General features: G+C 36.3%; 19 protein-coding genes, 1 tRNA gene and 1 pseudogene (1 of these 21 cut by a window edge). 9 read left to right on the forward strand and 12 right to left on the reverse strand.

From position 1 onward, the window contains the following. Window positions 1–54 carry the 3' portion of a transposase gene (locus tag MIDI_RS10095; protein ID WP_410517907.1) on the forward strand. 51 nt of this gene lie to the left of the window's left edge, so the window shows 54 of its 105 coding nt (coding positions 52–105); its start codon lies beyond the left edge, outside the window; its stop codon occupies window positions 52–54. Next, window positions 14–184, forward strand: a complete 171-nt coding sequence (locus MIDI_RS10100; protein WP_410517908.1) for a transposase — start codon at window positions 14–16, stop codon at window positions 182–184. The genes MIDI_RS10095 and MIDI_RS10100 overlap by 41 nt, the downstream gene beginning before the upstream one ends. Window positions 185–430: 246 nt before the next feature. Here the strand turns inward: MIDI_RS10100 and MIDI_RS01140 are convergent, their stop codons facing one another. The 4 genes from MIDI_RS01140 to pheT form a co-directional block, all read right to left on the reverse strand. After that, window positions 431–1,390 (reverse strand): beta-ketoacyl-ACP synthase III, encoded by a 960-nt coding sequence (locus tag MIDI_RS01140; protein WP_013950764.1) that lies wholly within the window; start codon window positions 1,388–1,390, stop codon window positions 431–433. Further along, window positions 1,387–2,454 carry a phosphate acyltransferase PlsX gene (gene plsX / locus MIDI_RS01145; protein WP_160162179.1) on the reverse strand — a complete coding sequence of 356 codons (1,068 nt, stop codon included), beginning with the start codon at window positions 2,452–2,454 and terminating at the stop codon, window positions 1,387–1,389. Before plsX ends, MIDI_RS01140 begins: the two co-directional genes overlap by 4 nt. A gap of 40 nt (window positions 2,455–2,494) precedes the next feature. Next, a complete protein-coding gene (rpmF, locus tag MIDI_RS01150; RefSeq protein WP_013950766.1) occupies window positions 2,495–2,707 on the reverse strand; it encodes a 50S ribosomal protein L32 in 213 nt (70 codons plus the stop codon). Window positions 2,708–2,804: 97 nt separating this feature from the next. Next, entirely contained in the window at window positions 2,805–5,183 is a 2,379-nt protein-coding gene (pheT, locus tag MIDI_RS01155) for a phenylalanine--tRNA ligase subunit beta (RefSeq protein ID WP_013950767.1), read from the reverse strand. Between the two features lie 1,650 nt (window positions 5,184–6,833). On the opposite strand from pheT, the gene MIDI_RS08365 reads away from it, so the two are divergent. From MIDI_RS08365 to MIDI_RS09635, 3 genes are read left to right on the forward strand one after another with little or no spacing between them, the layout of a single operon-like run. Beyond that, window positions 6,834–7,007, forward strand: a complete 174-nt coding sequence (locus MIDI_RS08365) for a hypothetical protein (protein ID WP_160162180.1) — start codon at window positions 6,834–6,836, stop codon at window positions 7,005–7,007. A 23-nt stretch (window positions 7,008–7,030) separates the two neighbouring features. After that, window positions 7,031–7,276 carry a hypothetical protein gene (locus MIDI_RS01165; protein ID WP_013950769.1) on the forward strand — a complete coding sequence of 82 codons (246 nt, stop codon included), beginning with the start codon at window positions 7,031–7,033 and terminating at the stop codon, window positions 7,274–7,276. Continuing rightward, the gene (locus MIDI_RS09635; RefSeq protein WP_272940974.1) at window positions 7,273–7,407 is read left to right on the forward strand and encodes a hypothetical protein; all 135 of its coding nucleotides are present in this window, start codon (window positions 7,273–7,275) and stop codon (window positions 7,405–7,407) included. The genes MIDI_RS01165 and MIDI_RS09635 overlap by 4 nt, the downstream gene beginning before the upstream one ends. On the opposite strand, the gene MIDI_RS01170 is transcribed toward MIDI_RS09635, so the two are convergent. The 4 genes and pseudogenes from MIDI_RS01170 to mnmG all read right to left on the reverse strand — a co-directional run bounded on the left by MIDI_RS01170 (window position 7,404) and on the right by mnmG (window position 11,566). Then, window positions 7,404–8,342: a ParB/RepB/Spo0J family partition protein gene (locus MIDI_RS01170; RefSeq protein ID WP_013950770.1), complete on the reverse strand. Its 939-nt coding sequence runs from the start codon at window positions 8,340–8,342 to the stop codon at window positions 7,404–7,406. The genes MIDI_RS09635 and MIDI_RS01170 overlap by 4 nt on opposite strands. A 4-nt stretch (window positions 8,343–8,346) precedes the next feature. Then, window positions 8,347–9,126, reverse strand: a complete 780-nt coding sequence (locus MIDI_RS01175; protein WP_041185618.1) for a ParA family protein — start codon at window positions 9,124–9,126, stop codon at window positions 8,347–8,349. Between the two features lie 84 nt (window positions 9,127–9,210). Next, window positions 9,211–9,729, reverse strand: a pseudogene (rsmG, locus tag MIDI_RS09210) (16S rRNA (guanine(527)-N(7))-methyltransferase RsmG); the annotation flags it as partial. Beyond that, a complete protein-coding gene (gene mnmG / locus MIDI_RS01180; protein WP_013950772.1) occupies window positions 9,722–11,566 on the reverse strand; it encodes a tRNA uridine-5-carboxymethylaminomethyl(34) synthesis enzyme MnmG in 1,845 nt (614 codons plus the stop codon). The pseudogene rsmG and the gene mnmG, both read right to left, overlap by 8 nt. Before the next feature lie 82 nt (window positions 11,567–11,648). On the opposite strand from mnmG, the gene ruvX reads away from it, so the two are divergent. Next, the gene (gene ruvX / locus MIDI_RS01185) at window positions 11,649–12,134 is read left to right on the forward strand and encodes a Holliday junction resolvase RuvX (RefSeq protein ID WP_013950773.1); all 486 of its coding nucleotides are present in this window, start codon (window positions 11,649–11,651) and stop codon (window positions 12,132–12,134) included. 734 nt (window positions 12,135–12,868) lie between these two features. Here the strand turns inward: ruvX and MIDI_RS01190 are convergent. Next, window positions 12,869–13,519, reverse strand: a complete 651-nt coding sequence (locus tag MIDI_RS01190) for an O-methyltransferase (RefSeq protein ID WP_013950775.1) — start codon at window positions 13,517–13,519, stop codon at window positions 12,869–12,871. A 100-nt stretch (window positions 13,520–13,619) separates the two neighbouring features. Between MIDI_RS01190 and MIDI_RS01195 the strand changes: the two genes are divergently transcribed. After that, window positions 13,620–13,694, forward strand: a tRNA-Gln gene (locus tag MIDI_RS01195). Window positions 13,695–13,697: 3 nt separating this feature from the next. Here MIDI_RS01195 and MIDI_RS09640 read toward each other — a convergent pair. The 3 genes from MIDI_RS09640 to MIDI_RS01210 form a co-directional block, all read right to left on the reverse strand. Next, complete coding sequence (locus MIDI_RS09640) at window positions 13,698–13,832, reverse strand: hypothetical protein (protein ID WP_013950776.1); 135 nt, start codon at window positions 13,830–13,832, stop codon at window positions 13,698–13,700. A 699-nt stretch (window positions 13,833–14,531) separates the two neighbouring features. Then, window positions 14,532–15,236 (reverse strand): heme ABC transporter permease CcmC, encoded by a 705-nt coding sequence (gene ccmC / locus MIDI_RS01205; protein ID WP_013950777.1) that lies wholly within the window; start codon window positions 15,234–15,236, stop codon window positions 14,532–14,534. A gap of 151 nt (window positions 15,237–15,387) precedes the next feature. Then, window positions 15,388–15,624 carry a hypothetical protein gene (locus tag MIDI_RS01210; RefSeq protein ID WP_148234086.1) on the reverse strand — a complete coding sequence of 79 codons (237 nt, stop codon included), beginning with the start codon at window positions 15,622–15,624 and terminating at the stop codon, window positions 15,388–15,390. Window positions 15,625–15,937: 313 nt separating this feature from the next. On the opposite strand from MIDI_RS01210, the gene hemE reads away from it, so the two are divergent. Both hemE and MIDI_RS01220 read left to right on the forward strand, forming a co-directional pair. Next, window positions 15,938–16,978 (forward strand): uroporphyrinogen decarboxylase, encoded by a 1,041-nt coding sequence (hemE, locus tag MIDI_RS01215; RefSeq protein ID WP_013950779.1) that lies wholly within the window; start codon window positions 15,938–15,940, stop codon window positions 16,976–16,978. Next, complete coding sequence (locus MIDI_RS01220; RefSeq protein WP_013950780.1) at window positions 16,957–18,399, forward strand: replicative DNA helicase; 1,443 nt, start codon at window positions 16,957–16,959, stop codon at window positions 18,397–18,399. The genes hemE and MIDI_RS01220 overlap by 22 nt, the downstream gene beginning before the upstream one ends. Window positions 18,400–18,480: the final 81 nt, after the last annotated feature.

Here is an 18,480-nt window from a genome sequence, read left to right on the forward strand (position 1 = left end):
GGCACCGCTCAGCGTGGGAAAACGTCGACCCGGATGGTTCTTTGGCCTCAATGATCAAGGAGAGATTATGTCATTCACACTGACTTCGGGTAATACAGATGATCGAGCCGTTGTCGAAAAACTGACTCAATATTTGACAGGCCTTCTATTCGGAGATCGGTGGTATATAAGCAAAAAACACTGAGCAATCAAGGTATTGAGCTCATCACACGGCTTAAGAAAAACATGAAAAACAAAAAGCCGCAAGCGGGTTTTAAACTTTATCTAAATAAATATCACTTGCGGTAACCATTTCTTTAAAACTATCAGCACCCACAAATATCCTATGCTTGATCGTCATATCGCAAAATCTAAAAAATTAAACACCCCCAATAAACATAATAAAGTATTAGCAGATTTTCAAGAGTTATATAAGCTATACGAAACTAACCTACAATCTTAGTAGCGCACTCCCCCAAGTCATTCCAGCTCCAACTGCGGTTAGAGCAATGAGGTTACCTTTTTTTATTTCCCCGCACTCTTTGTATACTGATAATGCAAGCGGAATAGAGGCAGCTGAAGTATTAGCATGGATATCAACCGTAACCGCAACTTTTTCCATCGGTATACCAAGCTTAGCCGCCAAAGAAAAAATTATCCTACAATTAGCCTGGTGAGCAACAATCCAGTCTACTTCTCTTACCGATAAATTTGATTTCTCTAAAAGGTTGCTTAGAGAATTATACATACTCTCAATAGCAAACTTATAAACTTCCTGACCATTCATCTCTAGTTTTGCATCAAGGGAACCGATCGAAACTCCGCCCCCTACCTTTAGTATATCCAAAGTATTTCCATCAGAATGAATATCTATAGCCATAATTTGACTCACGTCTTCAGGATCAGTTTCAGTTAAAATAACAGCTCCTGCCCCGTCTCCGAACAACACGCAAGTCCTGCGATCACTCCAATCTACGATCCTAGACATTGTTTCCGCCCCAATGATAGCTATTTTTTTAGCTTGCTTGGCAGTTATCATTGAGTAGCCAATGTTTAATGCATATAAAAACCCCGTACAAGCTGCCTGGATATCAAAAGCAAATCCTCTATTCATTCCAATCTTCTGCTGTACTTTAGCTGCAGTTGCAGGCATCAAAAGATCCGGAGTAGTAGTAGCTAATATTATCCCATCCAAATCACTCGGGTTCACATTTGCATCGAGCATAGCGTTTTTTAAGGCTTCAGTAGCTAAATCAGAAGTAAAAACCCCAGCAGGCGCAAGCAGCCTTTGCTTTATGCCTGTTCTAGTTTTAATCCATTCATCATTAGTATCTAATTTATTGCTCAGCTCATCATTAGTAACTAAATTGCTAGGGAGAGAATGTCCGATTCCTACTATTTTCACTTTCATGTAGAAATACCTAAAATTTTTGCCGATGTTTGCTTAATCTTCTCAACAAAATTGAGTCCGATGCCTCTCTCCTCTAGATCCTTGATCTCTTTTGTAATCTGAGCATTTATATCGCGATTAGCTAGCTCATAAGCTAGGCTTATAGCATTGGTAACCCCAAAAGTGGTAGCGGAACCATGACTTTTGATCACAATCCCATCTAGTCCAATAAACATTGCCCCGTTATTTACATTTGGGTCAATTCTGGTTAGTTTCTTTTTGAAGGCTCTTTTTAATAAAAATGCGCCTACTAGAGCTATTAAACCGGAATTTTTACTAATTTCTTTAAGAAGGGTCATAAACATGTTAATAGCACCCTCTGAGGCCTTTAATACTAAATTACCTGAAAAGCCATCTGTTACCACGACGTCGGCCTTACCCTTTACTATGTCATGTCCCTCAATATATCCAATAAAATTTAAACCAGAACTTTTTAATAACTCATAACTTTTTTGTTCAAGTTCTCTTCCTTTGGTTTCCTCTTCACCAACATTTAGAATTGCTATAGAAGGATTGTCAATTTGCAACACTACTTTAGCTAGGCACCGCCCCATTAAAGCAAATTGAAAGATCACTGATTCAGAGCATTCGTTATTAGCCCCCATATCAAGCATTATAAGTTTATTCTCATACGTAGGAAAAGCCCCAGCAATTGCAGGTCTTTTAACTCCTGGAAGCGTGCCTAATACCATTTTAGCAGTAACCATTAGGGCACCAGTATTACCGCAAGATAAGCAAGCATTTGCTAAACCTTCTCTTACTGCATCAATCGCTTTACGCATGCTGGATTCTTTGCCGTTTTTAAAAGCATGCAACGGCTTGTCATGATCTTGTATGACATCTTTGGTTGCGACGAAATCATATCGCTCTTCTGGGAAAGAAAGGGCTTGTAAAATAGGAACAACCTTATCTTCCGAACCAAAGATTAAAAAATGAATTCTTGGATTTAATTTGGCTACATTAAACGCTGCTCCAACAACGGAAGTAGGAGCATCGATCCCCCCCATTGCATCAAGACTAATCACTATTCTCTGCATTGTAAGATCTTAAAACGCAGATAAAAACCTAAGCAGACTGACTTTCTTCAGACGGTTCTCTGGCCTCTGTTGGAATTATAACTTGTCTTCCTTTATAAAATCCATCTTTCAACGACATGTGGTGAGAAAGCTTTGCTTCTCCTGTTTTAAAATCAAAAGCTATATCTATTCTTCTAAGAGCATCATGAGCTCTACGGGAGTCTCTTTTCTGCTTAGAAATTTTCTTTTTAGGTACTGCCATATTATGTCAACAATTAATTTACCGAGAAACAACTTATAGTACAAGTTCACTTTAAAATCTAGACTTTTTGAAAGCATTAATACACAAAAAATTGTAATTATTTCAATCTTAACTCGGCATCGAATTCACTTTTAAGCTTCATTATTATCTTTTCCGATATAGAATCTATTTCTTTATCCATCATCATAGCTAATTTTGGCTGAATCTTTAAAGCTATAGCAACTGATTTAAATCCAGGCTCAATTCCTTTTCCTTCATAAATATCAAAGATTTTGACCCGATCAACCACCTCTATTTTCAAGGAGCTAATCGCTCTTAGCAGCTCACCTCCCAAAATTTCTTTTTTTACTATAAAAGCAAAATCACGATTTATAACATGATAATCAAACAGCTCCTTTTTAGGCTTGCTAAAGTTATTACTAACTTGCGGTATATTTTCTAAGAATATTTCAAATGCTACCAGATTTTTCTGTTCAATTTTAAGATCCATACCCACTTTGGGGTCTAATTCTCCAAAGAATGCTATAATACTTTTACCTAACTTCAAACAACAGCTACATGTCGGATGATAATATTTGGGGGCTTCCCTAGTAATAGTATACCTATTTGCATCTATACTGAACTCCGATAAAACTGCCATAACATCATCTTTAACATCAAAAAAATCCGCAAGTCTTGCCTCATAATGGAGCCCTTTCTCTGTAATATACCCACTTCTTATACCTGCAATTACTCGAGTTTGAAAATTGTTATAGCCCCTACCATAAGCCCAACCACTTTCGAAAATATTAAAATTTTCAACTTTTCTTGCTATATTTTTACTGATTACAGGAATAAATGAACATAGCATACTAGGCCTCATAACTGCCATCTCTGGAGTTATTGGATTAGCAATTTTTAATATACTCTCTTCGAAAGCGAAACTCTTAGCAATAGCTTCTCCAACAAACGACCAGCTGATTACTTCTGTTAACTTTCTATTGATTAATCTATTGAAGACTCTTTGCATTATCTCATCAGATTCATTTAGAGAATTAAAGCTATACGGCAAATTTCTTTCAGGAATATTTGCCAAACCATAAATTCTTAAAACCTCCTCAACTAGATCTGCAGAACCTTTAATATCACCCACTCTCCAGGAAGGCACCTCTACGCTCGTCCCCTTTATGCTAAACCCCAGAGCTTTCAGTATACTAATGCTATCCCTCTCTGGGATGTCTAACCCAGAGATTCTAGCCACCGAAGATGGATCAAATTCTATGACTACTGCTTCTCTCTTCCCGTCTCCTCGTAAAGTGGTGATTGGTGAAAAATTGCCCCCGCAATGACCTCCAATAAACTCAGTAATTGCATTAGCAAAATATTCAGTATTAGCAAAATCTACCTTTCTTTCAAATCTAAATCTCGCGTCGGTATTGAGATTAATGGCGCGACCCGATTTCATTACGGTCTCAGAATCGAAGTCTGCTATCTCTATTAGTATATTTTTGGTATTTTGAGTAACCTTGCTTTCCTCTCCGCCCATTACCCCTGCAATGCTTAAAATCTTTTCTTGATCTGCAATAACTAATAAACCTTCAGGAAGAACATATTCGTCCCCACCGATGGCTCTAAAATTTTCCCCCTCTATGGATCTTCTCACTAACACTTGTCCTTTAATTCGGTCCGCATCATAAATATGAGTTGGCCTTCCTAAATCAAACATCATAAAATTTGAAATATCTACCAGTGGGCTCTTTAATTCATAGCCGGTATTTTTTAATATAGTAAATCTTTCCTCATTTTTTATAGAGGAATTATCAATATTTTCCCCATAAACGTAACAAAATTCATGACAAATATCCTTAGCTATAATACTTATTTCTATAGGGCTTTTTTGCAAGCTGGGCTCAAGCTTCCTAATTGGGGCCTCACCTACGAATTGACCTATGCCAGTCACAGCGAGATCACGGGCTATCCCAATCACACTTGCGCAATCACCTCGATTTGGAGTTAGAGAGATTTCTATAATAGTACCATCTAATCCACATAACTTTGCAAATGACTCACCGGCTTCTCCCTTAGTAAGTTCGATTATCCCATCATGATCTTCTCCGATATTAAGCTCTCGAGCAGAACATAACATTCCATGGCTTTCAACTCCTCTTATAGCAGATTTTTTTATACTCATACCATCGACTGGCATAATAGTCCCAATCGGAGCTAAAACCACGGTGATTCCAGCTCTTGCATTAGGAGCACCACATACTATTTGTAAAACTTCTTGTCCATTGTCTACTTTACAGATTTTAAGCTTATCAGAATTCGGATGAGGGTCTGCTTCTAGAACTTTTGCTACCAGAAACTTGTTATATAGCTCATTATTACCAACTACTTCTTCAACTTCTAAGCCGACCTGATTAAGTTTACTAATAACCTCGGATAATGAAGCACTTGTATTTAAATAACGCCTAAGCCACTTTAAGGTAAATTTCATAAATTCCCAATCCTGATTAAAACTAGCCTCACTTAATACTATTAGTAATCTTAAAGAAGGCGGTTAATCTCCTTATCTGGAGTTCGTTTAACGTTGTTTAATAATGTAATTTAATAAAAAGTTAAAGCCCAATTTTAGCCTTCTTCTGAAGTTTTATATTAGTTCAATTGAACCAAGCAATTGTATTTGATGTAATAGGAGGCAACACAACCTTAAGCTGATCTCAGCCATTATAAATATTACTTATTGGAGAATAAATATGTTATGAAGAACTCCTCAACAAATAAATTAGCGGACGCTCTTTCTACAGCCACCTCTAAATTAGGTATGACTGATAAAACTATGCACTACAACTAGATACAAAACTAGTTTTTGCAGAGAATGCCTTTAGTAGCCCGGCCCAAGCAAATAATATAGGCAACTTATTAAAAACAGGCATCACTGGCTTAGGGCTAAATGTTTACTTTGATCAAGGTGAGCTCATGCTATCGAATTCTCTCGGAGCAGGTTATGGGGGTCTCCCTCGGGAGTAAAGATGAAGGATGCACTTCCTCAAATCGCAGACTAGGTTAAAGCTAATTCTAAAGAAGTATTATTCCTTAAAATAGAGGATAATATAAGCTTAGGACAACAAGGTTTATTAAATTCACTGGTAAAAGAAATATTTGATCCGCAAAAGATTTTCACGGCCACAGACTTAGAGAAATCCTTTGCTGGCAAGTGGCTAAGCTTAAACTCTATGAGCGAAGTAGGAAAGCAATTAGTTATGATGCCTCAACAAGCTTCTGCTAACCCACTTATGTTTTGTGGACCACAAGCTGATTTGGTCAAAGGCTCTGCACTTTCTGGATGTGTAATCCCAAGATTTTTTAAAAACTGCCCTGCCCTTGAATACTACCGATGCTCAAGCCTTAATTAATATGTCTACCAATATTCCTTTAATCAAAAACTTGGTAGAACAAAAAAATGTCTCAGCAAAGTTAACAGCAGGAAGCGCAAACCTTATGAAAGAAGCAGGAGTAAATTTAATTGACTATGCAACTCTCCTGTAGTATAAACACCTCAACTCAAGCTTTAAACGAGTTAGGAGCCCGGTCCTCGCGTTTTTGTACCAACTAGCATAATCTCGCAGGACTAGCAAGTAGCAAAAGCGCTTTTTTACCCAACCCTATGGCGCAAATGGCAGCCTCTGGTGCAGTTTCATCTCTGCTTCCTAATATAGGAAAAGCAATATTTTACTCAACTATTGAAAGCAAAAACGCTTATAATAAATACATTAAGAGCTATTAGAAAATTCTAAAGAGCTGACCCCTTGAAGAACACAGGAAAGCTCTTGGGGTTACCGTGCCTCAAGCATTAAGCGCAGCCCTCGATATAACTTTTCAGTTATGGGCCCCCAACAAATTGCTGAATTTCTACAGCTAAGCACTACTGCCTTTGGTAGCTTCGTTACCAAATTTTGCTTCTTCGATATGGAATATGGGTGCCTCCCCCAAGTAAGTATACCGCTGGCAACCTTATTGTTACTCCTCCTCTGACCGCAGTTAAAGTGGCATTTAGTCTTGGTAGCGAGACTTATCAAGGGAAAAGCTTCTTTTCTCGTCTTCAAGAAAGGGTTTATTAAAGGAGTAGGGGCCTGCCCGGGCTTCCTTGTTTGGTTTATTTGACGCTGAAGCGGCCCTGAACCCAGGAGGAGGTATGGTAAAGCCGCCGCAAATAAGATGTAAGGAATTTTTAGAAAAACACCCTGAGTTGCAAAGTGACTTAGAACAACAAAAACGCACGTATGATGATCTCGTGAAGAAAGGAAGGGAATCGCCTTAAAAGAGGGAGCAAGAGATCAGGATATGCCAGATTACCCCTCATTTGAAAGCGTAAATTCTTATCTCAGTGAAAATCCCGATCTAAAAAAATCAACTGAAAAAGCTGCTGATAAACTTGCGCCTGAAAAAACGACAGTAGAACCCACAAAACCTAAATCAGCTATTGAGGTCGTGGCAGATGCTTGGAAAGAGAAATTAGAAGCAAATCCACGTTTAAAAAACCCTGACGTTTATCATAAGGTCTATAAAGGTATGGTCAGTGCTATATGATCAAAAGTGGAGAAATCCCAGTAGAAAACGCCCCAACCTTAAATGAAATGAAGACCAATATTAAGCAAAGCTCGTCTTTTGTGAAAAAGTTAGAAGAAGAAAATGGCTCTAAGTCACGTGGTAGAGGCTAGTCCTTATTTAATAAATTAAGAAATTCTTCTATATCTGCGACGTTATTAGGTTTGATGACAATATAACTATTATCTCCATCTATTACAACTTTTGCCTTCATCTCCAACTTAGAGCTTATACTGTCCTCTATTTGTTGCAAATCCATATCCATGGTTTGTAAATTGATAACATTTTCTAGGTTCTGACCTATTGAAGAATAGGTTGGATCATACTGAGCTTGTGCCTTACTTTTCTTAGCCCTTGCAAGCTCTTCTGTTTTCCGGACGCTCAGCTGCTTTTTTACAACTTGTTCGGCAAGTATTAAAGGCTCTTCACTGTTTATAATCGCTCTTGCATGCCCTGCAGAAATTTTTTCCTCCTCTATCATCTTTTTAATCTCCTGGGGTAGCTTTAAAAGCCGCAACATATTTGTTACATGTACTCTACTTTTTCCAAGCCTTGAAGAGAGACCTTCTTGTGTGTAACCAAAATTTTCTATCAACCTACTATAGGCTTCTGCCTCTTCAAGAGGCTTTAAGTCCTCCCTTTGAATATTCTCAATGATTGATATTTCAAAAAGCGTCTTTTCATCGTTATCCTTTATAATCGCTGGGATTGTAACAAAATTAGCCAATTTGGCAGCTCTCCACCTTCTCTCTCCAGCAATAATCTGAAATTTATCGCCAGGGCCTCTTCTTACTAAAATAGGTTGCAAAATTCCATGTTTAGATACCGACTCAGCAAGCTCTTCCAATTCTTTATTATTAATTGCTTTCCGTGGTTGCTCGGAGTTTGCCTCAATATTATTAACCGGCAATTCTATGATCTTATCACTTTGCAGCATAACGCTACTACTTAAATCCTGTGCCACCTGGTTATTTCTTATCAAAGAAATTGTAGCGTCAGATATTAGTGCCGATAACCCCTTACCAAGTGCTTTTTTATCATTATTCATAATATTAAACCATTTTATGTATTTTCATTATTTCTTGAGCTAACATAATATAAGATATCGAACCCATACATTTAGTATCATATATAACCGCGGGCTTACCGTGCGAAGGCGCTTCAGAAAGCTTGACGTTTCGTGGGATTACTGACTCATATACTAAATCACCGAATTTCTCTCTTAATTCGCTCTCAACTTGTTGTGATAATCTATTTCTTCTATCACTCATAGTCAAGAGCATACCCTCTATTACAATAGACGGGTTCAAAGACTGCTTAATTAGCGCTATAGTATTCAACAAATGCGCTAATCCCTCTAAGGCAAAAAATTCTGATTGCAACGGGATTAGAACCGAATCCGCCGACGCTAAGGCGTTGATAGTTAATAGACCTAAAGAAGGGCCGCAATCTATAAAAATTAGATCATAATTCTTTTTTAATTCTTTTATTTTCCTTTTTAAAATAAATTCCTTACCAAATTTATTAATTAGTTCTACCTCCACCGCAACTAAATCAATAGTCGAAGGGATTATATCAAAACTTGGAATTTCTGTAGGCACTACAGTGTGATTTATATTAATTTCTTCCCTCATCAAATTATAGATATTATTCTTTCTACTCTCTGGCGATATACCGACTCCAGTGCTCGCATTACCTTGAGGATCTAAATCTAATAGCAGCACCTCTTTTCCTATTACAGAAAAAGCAGTAGCAAGATTTATAGCAGTAGTGGTTTTTCCCACTCCCCCTTTTTGGTTGGCGATCCCAATAATTTTTGACTTAAATGGCACAGTTTTTAATTTTTTTATGGATACAATCTTGCATCTATCCTTATATGGATTTTGCCATTCTTGCAACTCAAAACTCTCTCCTAATACTTTTCTTTCGTGTATTAAATCTTTTTCGCCTACATGAAATATAAATTCTGTTTCAGGGATAGTGCATCCTTGTGTCATTTTTATAATCTGAGAGATTGGTGCTACCGCTCTTGAAGTGATATAAAATGGATTATAACCTTTCAATAGCTTTATGTCACTATTCTCTACTTTTGCTTTAAGCCCTAATTCCGCGATTGCGATGTTTAAAAAAGCAGCCTTTTTAGAATTTATCTCAACCAACACAGCATTAGTATGTCCAATAATGGACAAAACAATTCCAGGAAACCCAGCACCGCTTCCTATATCCATTAATAATCTATCTCTGTCTTTAATATAAAGAGATATTAATATCGAATCCAAAACATGCTCTTTCCATAATTCAATTTCATTCAATCTTTTAGATACTAAATTAATTCTTTTATTCCAGCGCAGCAAAACTTTCACAAATTCCTGTAAAACAGAAAACGTTTCACGTGAAACATTTCCATTTATAATCTCGAAAACATCCTCAGCCATGATATCTTTTTATATAAAGCTGCAGTGCTATTAACGCAGTTGGCGTCATACCTTGGATTTTCTTTGCTTCTGCAATAGTTTTTGGTTTAACAGCAAATAATTTAGATTTGATCTCATTGGAAAGCCCCCCTATTCTATCATAAGCTATATTATCCGGAATTTTGATATCCATCTCTAATTTTAACATTTCCATATCGGCTCTTTGCCTTTCTTCATAAGAACTATACAGTTGCGCAGCATAAATCTTATGTAGCAGCCTAGCATCTTGCTTTAGCGCAGGTAAATTTTGTAATAAAGTCTCCTGTTTAAAATCAGGAAAAGGCATTAAATCTAACAGACTCCTTTTTACTCCATCAAAAGAAACTTTAACTCCATATCTAATTGCCTGTTCAGGTGTAACTATGATTCCTCCTAACAGTTGCTTTAGCCCTTCAATACGCTCTTTTTGCTGATTATATTTTAGTAGTCTGTCAGCGCCGATTAGCCCCATATTATTGGCTTTCTCCGTAAGCCTATCATCAGCATTATCTGGCCTTAACATTATACGAAATTCCGCCCTTGAAGTCATCATTCTATAAGGCTCGGATGTACCAAAGCCGGTTAAATCATTGATCATAACTCCGATATAAGACTCGGCTCGATTCAATACAAATCCTTTATGATTCTTAGATATTACAGCATTCACGCCCGCAATAAGTCCCTGACCAGCTGCTTCTTCATAGCCGGTGGTGCCGTTAATCTGGCCGGCTAAAAATAATCCTTTAATTTTCCTTGTTTCAAGAGTTTCTTTTAATTCCCGCGGATCTATGTAATCATATTCTATAGCATAACCAAATCTAGCTATTTTGACCTTCTCAAGACCTGGAATAGATTTAATCATTTGCTCTTGCACATCCTCGGGTAAAGATGTGGAAATGCCATTAGGATAGACTAAAGGATCGTCTAGCCCTTCTGGCTCAAGAAATACTTGATGCCGTTCTTTGCTTGCAAATCTTACTATTTTATCTTCTATGGAAGGACAGTATCTAGGCCCTATAGAACTAATCTGCCCAGAATACATCGCAGACTTGTGAATATTATCTTTAATTATTTGATGAGTTTTTTCGTTAGTATAGGTGATATAGCAATCTATTTGTGGAACTCTTACCTGTTCTATCAAGGCCGAAAATGGTACCGGAGGGTCATCGCCCCTTTGGTATTCTAAAGCGGAAAAATTAATTGAGTCTTTATAAATTCTTGCAGGTGTTCCCGTTTTCAAACGCTTTACGTTTAATCCTGTATTTTTAATAGCCTTAGATAGCTTAATTGATGCCTCATCACCGTATCTCCCTGCTGAAAAATTCTTATCTCCTATATGAATAACTCCCCCTAAAAAAGTGCCAGTGGTAAGGACTACAGCATTAGTATTAATTTGCGCACCTCTAACAATAACAGTTTGAATTTTATTATCTTTTACTAATAAATCTTCTACTTCATTCTCCAAGATATGAAGATTATTATAAGAGTGCATTATTTCTTGCACGGCCTTTTTATATAAAGCTCTATCTGCCTGAGCTCTCGGACCCCAAACTGCCGGTCCTTTACTTTTATTAAGGATTTTATAATGAATCCCTGCTTGATCGATAGCAAGCCCCATAACTCCGCCCATAGCATCAATTTCCTTTACAATGATGCCCTTAGCAGCTCCACCAATAGAAGGATTGCACGACATCTCGCCTATAGTCGATAGCTTTTGAGTAACTAGGCAAACGCTTGCACCCAATCTAGTTGCAGCAGCAGCAGCCTCACAACCAGCATGACCGCCTCCTACAACTACCACGTCGTAAAAGTTATTCATATAAAAATCAAGAATCAAAAATGTAGTAGCGAATGATACTATAATTAGGTAAAATTATCAAAGCTTATAATATTTTAAAGAAATGAAGTTTCAACAGATTGAAACCCCTATAGAAGATTCATTAAAAGGACTAAAAGCTAATCCAAATATAAAATTTCTCTGTTTAGATGTGGGTAAGAAAAAGATTGGTATTGCCACTGGTTGCTTTAATTTAGCTATCTCTATCCCATATAAGGTTATACGAAACCAGGGTAGAGAAAAGAATGTTAATGTTATAATGGATATATGCAAAAAAATTAGAGCAGAAAACATCGTAATCGGAATACCATTGCGGGATAGCGAATTGGAAACTTCAGCCCAATATATAATAAAATTTGCAGAACAGCTCTCTCTATCCAGAGCGAAAATATACTTTCAAGATGAGAGCTTTTCTTCATGTTCAGCCGCAGATTTACTTCAGAATACAGGTCTAAGTAGGAAAAAAAAGGATAGTATTGATGATGCAGTCGCCGCTTCTATTATTTTAACTAACTTTTTTCATAGAGTAAAAAATCTTATAAACACCTAAAGCGATGTGGATTTTCATTGGCCTCTAAAACCTCGCAGGCACAACATATCGGAACCTCCCACCAAGATTTAAGCCTGCCAGCGGGCCATAAGCACCACCAACCCATCCTTGAAAAATAGAGGCAACTTACATTATTAGAAGCATACATTTTCAGCCTCTCCATGATACTTTCAGCACTTGTAGACCAAAAGGACCACCTCTAATCAGAAAAGGAGCAACTTCCTGAAATTCCATTGTTCTAACTGGCTTTGTATCAACCAGCAATTCTTTTCTTGAAGTTGCAATAAGTCCGTCAAAAATCCTAGTGTGCCCTCCCCATCCGTTTCTTTTACTACTTTAATAGCATCCTTAATCACGTCAAGTAAATAGTAACCGATTTTTTAGTAGTTCGGTAATAGCTAAGCTACTATTTTTACCTAAATTAATAGAATCTCTGATTTTAGTTAATTTTTGGAATTCTGCAAAGCTAGCAGGAGCGTCATAACCCACCGTCCTCCTAATCCTTTCTGCCTTTTTGATCTATAGACTCAGCTAAATCTTTGTATAGCAGATTCGGAAAATTTGCTCCACAATTAAGCTCCAGTGAAACTTTTGGGTATTGAGTTGTAAAGAATATGCTGTTGACAAAAGCACCGAAAGATTTTCATAAGAAATTTCTTGTTTTTTCATGACTCTCCTCCACAAAAACTATTATGACATAATGAGGATAAAAAATATTCAAAGTCATCAATAAGTTACTTTTTAATAGCAACTGTTAATCCCGAATCAGTAGGCAACATTATTGTTTGAAATAACTGACTATCTGCAACCTTTCTATTGAACTTTTGCATACTTTCCCACATTAAACTCCCCTGTTTATCCTGAGGCCGCTCCTTATACACGCTATCGAAAAGTAAGGTATTATCAGCAATCACCAGCCCCCCTGCCCTTAAGATATCCACAGATTCACTCAAGTACTCATAATATTCTGATTTATTTCCATCAATAAAAATAATATCGGCTTGCTCTGAGCCCTTTCTTGTACGCAAAAAAGTAAGCGCATCTGTATTAAACAGCTCAATTTTCTCTCTTAAGTTATGCTTTATGGCATTTTCCTGAGCAATATTGAAGAATTGAATATTTTTTTCAACAGATAAGATCTTACCTCCTTTAGCAAGTCCCTCCACCATATAGGCAGCAGAATATCCAACAAACGTTCCTATCTCTAGGATTAACTTAGCTTGTATGAATTGGGTAAAAAACTTTAAGATGGCCCCCTCAAAAGGGCTAACCTGAATATGAGCTTTATCTTTTGGCGCCGATTCTCTAATAGCCCTTAAGGGGCCGCTCTCATACCCATATAAATCATTTATATATTTAATTTTTTCTGATTCAGAATATCTCATATCGAAGATTGCTACCTTTCAAAATATTCTTTTTCTCAAAATATCCATACCTATTGCAAAAATCATTTTTGTTATATATACAGTTTCCATGTAATTCAATTGGGGTGTCGCCAAGTGGTAAGGCAGCGGTTTTTGGTACCGTCATTCGGTGGTTCGAATCCATCCACCCCAGCCAATTTTAAATTACCCTTCTAAAGTTTAAAGCGAAATATTTGTCCTCAAATTGCTCTTTTAACAGCTCGGTTCCCACTTCTAGCGATAAAAAAGTCTTATTTAGGACTTCGAGTTCTGCTCTTAAATTAATCTTTAACATTGAAATTTTCTTCTTGGTGGCAAAGAAATCTTTTAAATTTCCTTTAAGGACCTTCTGCCTTTCATTATTGTCTCTGCGAGTTCTTAAACCTTCGGTATTAAAGTTCGACGTAAGGAGCAGGCCTGTAAGCCTGCTCCTTACGTCGAACTGAGGTTAAAATAATCCAAATATGTGATAAACCGCAGGAGTCAAAGAGTTAAAAAAAACCCGTGCTAAACACTGAAGTAATTAAAAATTGTAGTTTTTCTTTTGGCTTTACTCTAAAGGTCGCCCCAAAGTTAAAATTATGAAACCTTGTGATACTAGCTTCAGAACCATTAAATGAGTTATCGACAATTGGGCTAATACAAAATATACCAGGAGAAATTGAGAAACAAGCAGACAATATTTATTATCTTTTTTATAAAGATTAATTATTGAGCTGAAGCCTAGAGATGTGCTTTTTTGCCAAAACATTCTCTCCTACCGCTTCTTTTCGCTTGAAGAACAGTGCCGCACTTTTAAATCTGCTTTTTTTCCCTCTTGAAAAGCTATGCTCTCATCGTCCGGTAATAAAACTGCACGTTTAGAATCGTTCGGATTATCATAAATAAGTTCAAAGTATTCTTCTTTACTTGCCCCTGGAGGGTTTGGGCCAAGCAAACCCTTACACCTTCTTATAACAAAAGCAGGACCATAAAAAAAAGCAGAAATCTCTTTCTATAACTCAATTCTATTCAGTCTCTTTACGATTATCTCTAATTTAATCCTTGATATAATAGTAACACTAACTAAAATCAATACTCCGAAAAACATTATAATATTCGGGTACATCATCAATGGGTGGATGGACGGCCCCCCTGCCCTGAAAAATGTGCTTTTTTGATGGAGGGTTCCCCAAAAATCGACAGAAAATTTTATTATTGGAACATTGAGAAATCCTACTATAGCAGTTATTGCAGCTATTCTTGCACCTAATTCTTCATTATAGAAAGTACTTCTCACCAAAATGTATGATAGGGTTATAAAAAAGAGTATTAATATCGAAGTCAATCTAGCATCCCAGACCCACCATGTGCCCCATGCTGGTTTTCCCCATATTGATCCTGTTAGCAGTGTTACCCCAATTGCTCCAAGTAGCACATATGCGCTAGATTTTGCTAGAATATCAAATAAGGCCGCTTCTTTTATTAAAAAAATAATAGAAGAGATAGCTATTGCGCTATATAATAACATAGAAACCCAAGCAAATGGGACATGTGTATACATTATTTTCACTAAATTCCCTTGTAAATAATCTTCTGGGAAATATTTAAAAACCAAAAAAAGATTTGTAATTATCAAGATAGCAGCCAGAAAAAAAAGAAAACTTAATAAGAAGTTAGATTTTACAAAAAACTTTATAATATTATTCAGTAATTTCATGAATGTATGCCTCTTTCTCTTATTATAAATACCTTGTTCTTTTTTCTTTGGTTATCCGTAATTATTTCTATATTTATTCGGTCATCTGTTATGCCATTTTTGGTAAAAATTTCCTTTATCTCTTCGGCCCTTCTTAAGGCCTCACTTTCTATTAAGTTTTTATCATAATTTTCTTCACAATAAAAAAACTTTGTATAGTAACAAAAATCTTTTTATCGTCCACCATCCTTCTAGATAATTTTTCTATTTCAATTCTTTGAGCTATGGACAGATACTGTTCTAATTCTTCATACTCAAAGTAAGTTTCTATTTCTCTATAGGTAGTTCCAGCTTCTAACTTCTGAATTGTTAAAAAAAATATTAAAAAAAAAGCAACACAGAGTCGCACTGCCCTTTTTACCAGAATAATTTTTAACATTAAATATGGTGAAAAAATTCATAGTTTTTAACTAAAAATGAAAAAATCTTTTCTATACAAAAATATTTAAGAGTTACTGACGTAGTTTGTACTTGTTAGACAAAAACTTTTGATTATCTTAAACAATGTTAGAAATATCCCACAAATTCAAAAAAATAAAGACTTTTAGTTGTATTTTATTTTGTTAAAAACATGTTTGTTTATTGTAAATAGCTAGTAATTAACATATAAACACCTTCATAAACATCAAGAAAATATAAATTAATCTTATGTATTTTTATTTATGAGTATCATCATTGAAACAATGAGAGGAACAAAAACGAAAGAAGTTCCTGTATGGATAATGAGACAAGCTGGACGTTATCTTCCAGAGTATAGAAAACTCCGTGCAACTCTTCCTTCATTTATGGAATTTTGTCTAAATCCTGAAGCTGTATCCGAAGCAACTATTCAACCTTTAAAGAGATTCAATTTAGATGCGGCAATAATATTTTCAGATATACTAGTTTTGCCATATGCACTTGGAATAAATGTGGAGTTTCATGATAAGGAAGGGCCTCAGCTAGAGCGAATTCAAGGGATAAAAGGCTTGAGAACAGATTCTCGCATTCTAGGAAAAGTTAATTCCGCATTGAAAATAACTCGAGAAAAAATGCAAAAAGAGTTTCCTAATAAAGCGTTAATGGGGTTTGCTGGAGCTCCTTGGACCGTTGCTTGTTATATGGTAGAAGGGAAGAGAAGCAGGGATTTTACTAATGTTAGAAAGTTTTATTACTCTAATAAACAGGATTTTAAAGATATTATTTCGATACTTACTGAAGAAACCGCAAGACATTTGATCAACCAAGTTAAGTCAGGAGCCCAAATAATAAAGATTTTTGATTCTTGGGCAGGAACTTTAACTCCAGATTTATTTGAAAAATTTGTTATTGAGCCTACTAGAAAAATAGTACAGGCGATCAAGTCGGAGGTTGGAGAAATTCCAATCATAGGCTTTGCAAAGGGTGCAGGTTTTATGACCTTTGAGTATGCAAAGATGACAGAAATCAATTGCGTAGCTATAGATCAAACCATGAAAATGTCTTGGGTAAGAGAGAATTTAAGTCAAGATATAATTCCTCAGGGAAATTTAGACAATGCATTGTTGTTTTCTGGTAAAAGTGATATAGAAGAAGAGACTATGAAAATATTAGACACCTTTTCTGATCGTCCGTTTATTTTTAATTTGGGTCATGGAGTTTTGCCTGAGACCCCAGTTGAGAGTGTCGAGCATTTAGTAAGGGTTATAAAAAACTACAAAAAATGCAGCAAGATAAACAAGTAAAACCTTTACCAAGTAATATTGAGGCAGAACAGTCTGTCTTGGGGGTGCTCCTAAACAATAACGGGCATTTGGAAAAGGTTATAGATTTTCTAAGGCCAGAACACTTTTTTATCCCAATGCACGAAAAAATCTTTGAATTAATTATCAAATTTAACGAAAGAGGAAGCTTAGCCAGTCCAATCACTCTAAAAAACTATGTTGATACTAATGCATTTATGGGTGATATTGAAATAGCAGGTTTTGAATACTTAGTTAAAATAACCGCCTCTGCTCAAGTGGTTTATGATATAGAGAATTTAGCGAGACACATACACGAATTAGCGCTAAGAAGACGGATTATATCAATAGCAGAAGAAGCTATACAGAACTCACATAAGGATGAGGTAGAGGTTTCTACTAATGATAGAATAGAAGATATAGAGCAAAAGCTTTTTAACCTAGCCGTAGTAGGAGAAAGGGAGGGTAAAGTTGTTCAGCTGAGGGCTCCGTTAAAAAGTACTATACAAAAGATTAAGGAAGCTAAAGATAGAGGTAGCACAGTTAGTGGAGTTTCCAGTAAGTTAGTGGAGCTAGATAAAATTACTAGCGGCTTTCAGAATTCAGATCTAGTTATTATTGCTGCTAGGCCCTCTATGGGAAAAACCTCCCTTGCTATAAATGTTGCAATAAATGCGACAGAGTTTTTTGAAGAAGAGAGGAAAAGGAGAGATCTCCTCAATACCTCCATGAAGTCGGTTGGCTTTGTTTCTTTAGAGATGTCAGCAGATCAAATAGCAGCTCGTATCCTCTCTATTAAAACTGGTGTTGACGGAAGCAAAATAAGAACGGGTTCAGTAAATAAAGAGGAATTTGAAAAGCTTGCTAGGGAGAGCGCTATTCTTTCAGATATGAATTTTTTCATAGATGACACGCCAGCCCTTTCCATCTCGGCAATAAGAACAAGAGCGAGAAGGATGAAAAGGCAGCAAAACTTGGGGCTTCTTATTATAGATTATCTACAATTGATTAGGTCTTCAGGTTTCTCAAGAGATATGAATCGCGTGCAGGAAATTGGCGAAATCTCTCAAGGGTTAAAGGCTATCGCTAAAGAATTGGATATTCCTGTGATTGCTCTATCTCAGTTATCAAGGGCAGTTGAAACTAGGGAAAACAAAAGACCATTACTTTCTGACTTAAGAGAGAGTGGAAATATAGAACAAGATGCTGACGTTGTGATGTTTATTTATAGGGAACAGTACTATTTAGAAAGAGGGGCCCCAGCGGATTCTGGGAAGAACGCTGAATGGCAAGCACTCTATGATAAAGTAAAGAATACAGCAGAAGTGATTATTGCTAAACAGAGAAACGGTCCAATTGGCATATGTACATTGAGATTTGATACTGCAACAACAAACTTCTCCAGCCTTGATAGTTTACACTAAAGATCTTTTGTTAGAAAAATTAGTCGTTATTATAAATAAATATCTTGCAAATAACTACAATTTATTGCAAGAATCGCTCTG

Source organism: Candidatus Midichloria mitochondrii IricVA (genome assembly GCF_000219355.1).
In the GTDB taxonomy this organism is placed as follows: Bacteria; Pseudomonadota; Alphaproteobacteria; order Rickettsiales; family Midichloriaceae; genus Midichloria; species Midichloria mitochondrii.

What these genes read in the sequence shown, in the direction of transcription:
- ccmC (WP_013950777.1), bottom strand. Translation starts at nt 15,236, where the DNA reads ATGAAATTACTGAATAATATTATAAAGTTTTTTGTAAAATCTAACTTC.
- MIDI_RS01170 (WP_013950770.1), bottom strand. Translation starts at nt 8,342, where the DNA reads ATGAATAATGATAAAAAAGCACTTGGTAAGGGGTTATCGGCACTAATA.
- MIDI_RS01220 (WP_013950780.1), top strand. Translation starts at nt 16,957, where the DNA reads ATGCAGCAAGATAAACAAGTAAAACCTTTACCAAGTAATATTGAGGCA.
- MIDI_RS09635 (WP_272940974.1), top strand. Translation starts at nt 7,273, where the DNA reads ATGATCAAAAGTGGAGAAATCCCAGTAGAAAACGCCCCAACCTTAAAT.
- rpmF (WP_013950766.1), bottom strand. Translation starts at nt 2,707, where the DNA reads ATGGCAGTACCTAAAAAGAAAATTTCTAAGCAGAAAAGAGACTCCCGT.
- ruvX (WP_013950773.1), top strand. Translation starts at nt 11,649, where the DNA reads ATGAAGTTTCAACAGATTGAAACCCCTATAGAAGATTCATTAAAAGGA.
- pheT (WP_013950767.1), bottom strand. Translation starts at nt 5,183, where the DNA reads ATGAAATTTACCTTAAAGTGGCTTAGGCGTTATTTAAATACAAGTGCT.
- MIDI_RS09640 (WP_013950776.1), bottom strand. Translation starts at nt 13,832, where the DNA reads ATGTTAAAGATTAATTTAAGAGCAGAACTCGAAGTCCTAAATAAGACT.
- MIDI_RS01165 (WP_013950769.1), top strand. Translation starts at nt 7,031, where the DNA reads ATGCCAGATTACCCCTCATTTGAAAGCGTAAATTCTTATCTCAGTGAA.
- hemE (WP_013950779.1), top strand. Translation starts at nt 15,938, where the DNA reads ATGAGTATCATCATTGAAACAATGAGAGGAACAAAAACGAAAGAAGTT.
- MIDI_RS01140 (WP_013950764.1), bottom strand. Translation starts at nt 1,390, where the DNA reads ATGAAAGTGAAAATAGTAGGAATCGGACATTCTCTCCCTAGCAATTTA.
- MIDI_RS01190 (WP_013950775.1), bottom strand. Translation starts at nt 13,519, where the DNA reads ATGAGATATTCTGAATCAGAAAAAATTAAATATATAAATGATTTATAT.
- mnmG (WP_013950772.1), bottom strand. Translation starts at nt 11,566, where the DNA reads ATGAATAACTTTTACGACGTGGTAGTTGTAGGAGGCGGTCATGCTGGT.